The sequence below is a fragment of the Actinopolyspora alba genome (genome assembly GCF_900112765.1).
Classification (GTDB): Bacteria; Actinomycetota; Actinomycetes; order Mycobacteriales; family Pseudonocardiaceae; genus Actinopolyspora; species Actinopolyspora alba.
In genome coordinates this window covers 1-2061 of sequence record NZ_FOMZ01000032.1, presented here as the reverse complement: position 1 = coordinate 2061, position 2061 = coordinate 1, and the positions used below count along the sequence as shown (strand labels likewise).

At 66.5% G+C, this 2061-nt stretch carries 5 protein-coding genes; all 5 read right to left on the bottom strand.

Going from position 1 to position 2061, the window contains the following annotated elements; translation table 11 throughout:
* Nucleotides 1-24 precede the first annotated feature (24 nt).
* Nucleotides 25-228 carry a hypothetical protein gene (locus BM150_RS23470; RefSeq protein WP_139219653.1) on the bottom strand — a complete coding sequence of 68 codons (204 nt, stop codon included), beginning with the start codon at nt 226-228 and terminating at the stop codon, nt 25-27.
* 95 nt (nt 229-323) lie between these two features.
* Nucleotides 324-557: a hypothetical protein gene (locus BM150_RS23465; RefSeq protein WP_092930271.1), complete on the bottom strand. Its 234-nt coding sequence runs from the start codon at nt 555-557 to the stop codon at nt 324-326.
* Nucleotides 558-576: 19 nt separating this feature from the next.
* A complete protein-coding gene (locus BM150_RS23460; RefSeq protein ID WP_092930268.1) occupies nt 577-780 on the bottom strand; it encodes a hypothetical protein in 204 nt (67 codons plus the stop codon).
* 115 nt (nt 781-895) lie between these two features.
* Nucleotides 896-1099, bottom strand: a complete 204-nt coding sequence (locus BM150_RS23940) for an Rmf/CrpP fold protein (RefSeq protein WP_139219652.1) — start codon at nt 1097-1099, stop codon at nt 896-898.
* Nucleotides 1096-1890, bottom strand: a complete 795-nt coding sequence (locus BM150_RS23455) for a hypothetical protein (RefSeq protein ID WP_092930265.1) — start codon at nt 1888-1890, stop codon at nt 1096-1098. The genes BM150_RS23940 and BM150_RS23455 overlap by 4 nt, the downstream gene beginning before the upstream one ends.
* Nucleotides 1891-2061: the final 171 nt, after the last annotated feature.

The window sequence follows — 2061 nt, the reverse complement described above, 5'->3', positions numbered from 1 at the left end:
CTGGTTATTGGGGGGGACTGGCGTTTAGTCGTCTCGCGGCGGGGCGAGGTGGGTGAGATCGTCGGCGTGCCGCCATGCCGCGCGGGCGGTCAGTAGCAGCGCGGCCAGGGCGAGCAGTGCCACCGTCCAGGCCGGTCCGTAGGGGAGCGCGGCGAACGTCGCCACGGTCGCGGCCAGGGCGGCGACCGTGAGGGCGACGAGGTTGAGGCATCCTCGGATCAGGCGCACGGCCCCCACCTCACAAGGGTTGAGTAATTGCGCATTTCGGTAAACCAATAAGGATTGGCTTACGTAATTGTTGTGTTGCTGTTCACCGGAACGGTTTAGGGCAGGTCGGCGGCCAGACGACGGGCCATTCGGAGGGCGGCGACGCCGGATTCAACGCGCGCCTGCCCCAACGGTGAATCCGCGGGTTGACTGTTGAGCGACTCCATGAGGTTGTCGAGCGCGGCGCGGTACTCCGCGCCAGTGGTCGGCAGCTCGCCGTCCGAGGTCTCGCCCTGGTCATGCTCGGCGTGACGGTAGGCGGCGAGATCGAACACGTTGTTGTCGCTCATGCCCGCAGGATACGGCAGCCTAGGACGCCCGCCCGGTCTGACGGATCGGCCCCGGTGCCCGTTTGTTCTTGTGTTCGCGGGAGATGCGGGCGAACTCCATCCCGGTCGCCTTGTCGAACTTGGTGAGCTCTTCCGCCTTTTCCGTGGCGGTGTCCCAGTCCCCGGCAAGCCAAGCGTCCCGAATCGCGGCTTCGAGCGCGTCGCGCTGTTGCTGGTTACCCACGTGTACCACTCCTTACGCGTTGCTTGTTTTACGTAATTACGTAATACAATAATTATTGGTTTACTGACATGCAAGTTGCTCGATCAGGTACGCCAGTACCCTGGTTGTGCTGGGGCTATCGCTGGCTGCGGCGTTGGGTGCGCCCGGCGGCGTAGCCTCGGTTCCACATGCTGCGCCGCGCCTGATCCTCTAGAGACCGCGCGACCTTGTAGGGGCAGCTTCCCGGGGGATCACCGCGCAGGGCGGCAGCCTCACCGGCTTCTTGCAACTCGAAAATTTCGGACTGAGCGAGCAGTCCGGCCGGGTCTGGGGTTCTCATGCGGGTGCGTCTCCGAGGGACTGGCGTTGTGCGGTGGCGGCGGCTTTACGGTCCGAGGGGCGTTGCAGCCAGGAATACCGCCACTGGCGGTAGGTGGTGCGCCCGTTGCGGCCCCACCACTGGAGGAGTTCTTTCGAGGCGTAGGCGCGGGCGACATGCGCCGGTCCCTCGAACAGCATTGCCGGGTTCACGCCTTTGGCTTGGCCTTTTTTGTTGAGCAGGTGTCCGCGGCACTCGTCTTCGGCCTGCATGTACTGCTCTAGGACGTGGTGGTCGTAGGCTTCCCGGCACCGCTGTTCGGCGGTGAGTCTGCGGGAGCTGCGCCGGGTCGGGTCGGTCAGCGGCGTCGAGTGCGCCTCCGCCTGGCGCTGCTGGGCCGCTTCGGCGTCGGCGCGTTCGCGTTCGGCCTCGGCCGCACGCTGCTTCTCGGTCTCGCGCTCGTCCAACCGACTCATGAGCGCGTCCAGCGCCTCCGGGTCGCCCTGCACGTCGGACACGGCGGCCACGAGAGCATCCTCGGACCATGAGGCGGTGGCCTCGGCGGTGAACTCTCCCGCGCGGCTCGGCGGCGGCGGGGGCGGGTCGAGTCGGGTGAGCTGGTCGTGCTGCGCGCAATCGCGGTCGAGTAGGTCCACGTAGTGTTCCACCCGATCCCACTGCTGGGCCTTCCCGGCGCGTTTCGCGGCCCGTTCGTACCGGCCGATGCGCTGGCGCACGTTGATCAGCGTTCGGCGCAGCGGATCGTTGCATCCGGGGCAACGGCGGTATCCCTCGGCAATGGAGCGGCACATCCCGTCCAGGGTAGCCGCCCCCGAGTTCGGGACGGTGATCGTTAGCGTACGACACACCGGCAGCACCCCGTTTCGACCAGCAAGGAGAAGGACCGTGACACAGCAGAGTTGGGCGGATACGAACAACTATGTGATCCGGGCGCGGACCGAGCTGGACCGCGCCCGTGACGC

What these genes read in the sequence shown, in the direction of transcription:
- BM150_RS23465 (WP_092930271.1), bottom strand. Translation starts at nt 557, where the DNA reads ATGAGCGACAACAACGTGTTCGATCTCGCCGCCTACCGTCACGCCGAG.
- BM150_RS23940 (WP_139219652.1), bottom strand. Translation starts at nt 1,099, where the DNA reads ATGAGAACCCCAGACCCGGCCGGACTGCTCGCTCAGTCCGAAATTTTC.
- BM150_RS23455 (WP_092930265.1), bottom strand. Translation starts at nt 1,890, where the DNA reads ATGTGCCGCTCCATTGCCGAGGGATACCGCCGTTGCCCCGGATGCAAC.